Origin of the sequence: Anaplasma marginale str. Florida (assembly GCF_000215485.1) — a bacterium.
Taxonomy (GTDB): Bacteria; Pseudomonadota; Alphaproteobacteria; order Rickettsiales; family Anaplasmataceae; genus Anaplasma; species Anaplasma marginale.
The window spans coordinates 1-621 of record NZ_AFMS01000013.1 but is presented as its reverse complement, the minus strand read 5'-3'; the positions used below and the strand labels follow the sequence as shown (position 1 = coordinate 621).

Here is a 621-nt window from a genome sequence, read left to right as displayed (position 1 = left end):
CTGCTACCAGTAGTACTAGTACCGGCACCATCAGCTTGCAGGGGATGGCGAATAACATTAATAGCCTGAGTAAGGAGGACAAGGCCATAGTTGCTGGGGCTTTTGCTAGAGCTGTTGAAGGTGCGGAGGTGATAGAGGTCAGGGCTATAGGGTCTACTTCTGTAATGCTCAATGCTTGGCATTGCCACCACAGCTGGAGTGCGTGGTACCACCACTACACCTTCCTAGTATACTTAGTGCAGTTAAAGTTCTCTGCATTCACACACCTAATTACTCGACCCTGGCGCCACTACCTCCGCACCCTCAGCTCTTGCCATCACCTACGCCTGCTTCTTACGCACTTCGGCGCAGTCATGAAGGTACTGCCACTGGGAATCAGTTATGTGGAGGATGCGAGCTTTGACTGTGCCAATTATAGGGGGAGTACTACCACATCAAGCCAAGTGGCTGCTAGGTAGTGATGGTGCAGAGAGCTGTGTTGGTGGTAAGTTGGGCTGAGGTGTCGGAGCTGGGAATACGAGTCTATAGATGGTAGAGGTGCCACACAGGTAATTAGGGTGCGCCCCAAACCTATAGAGGCTGGGAGACCTAGGTGGTGCCCAGTAGAGTTGGAAGATTAGG

General features: G+C 52.0%; 1 pseudogene. It reads left to right on the top strand.

Annotated features, from left to right (window positions below):
- Positions 1 to 458, top strand: a pseudogene (locus tag GAC_RS06165) (hypothetical protein); the annotation flags it as partial.
- Positions 459 to 621: the final 163 nt, after the last annotated feature.